This window comes from Kordiimonas laminariae (assembly GCF_023008165.1).
GTDB classification, from domain to species: domain Bacteria; phylum Pseudomonadota; class Alphaproteobacteria; order Sphingomonadales; family Kordiimonadaceae; genus Kordiimonas; species Kordiimonas laminariae.
In genome coordinates this window covers 1-656 of the sequence record NZ_JAKQZA010000020.1, presented here as the reverse complement: position 1 = coordinate 656, position 656 = coordinate 1, and the positions used below count along the sequence as shown (strand labels likewise).

Genomic DNA, 656 nt, shown 5'->3' with positions numbered 1-656 from the left:
GTTCCTGCGGAAGCCGTGAGTGTTACGGTAATGCTGGCGCTGTCTATATCACTTAATACTGTAGTGCCTAGATCGATGTTGCTTTGTGTATCTTCAGTAACTGTAACGGAGGCTGGAAGGGTAGCTGCTGCCGGATCATCGTTTACAGCGGTAACATTCACATTCACTGTACCAATGCTAATATCGCCGGAGCCATCGCTATCATTGGCGGTTACGGTGATGGTAGCAGCAGCATTGCCGTTTACATTAGATGCACCTGTGTATTGAATATTAGAGGCTGTATCCAGATATGTGTTGATATCAGCTGGTGCGCCAACAAGCGTGATTGTTGTTGCGTTTACAAGTGTTTCAACAACACCGCCACCAACGCCAGCACCATCCGCAGGTGTAGCAAAAGTCCCGGCTGAAGCCGTGAGTGTTACTGTAATGCTGGCGCTATCCACATCGCTGAACGCAGTAGTGCCAAGATCGATGTTGCTTTGTGTGTCTTCGGCAACGGTAACGGAGGCTGGTAGGGTGGCTGCTGCCGGATCATCATTCACTCCGGTGACATTCACATTCACGGTGCCTAAGTTTACGTTACCAGAGCCATCGCCATCGTTGGCAGTTACGGTAATCGTGGCTGCGGCATTGCCGCTTACATTAGATGCACTTGT

1 pseudogene is annotated in these 656 nt (G+C 50.0%); it reads right to left on the bottom strand.

Annotation, left to right across the window (positions count from 1 at the left end):
* Positions 1–656 (bottom strand): annotated as a pseudogene (locus MF542_RS17495) (hypothetical protein); the annotation flags it as partial.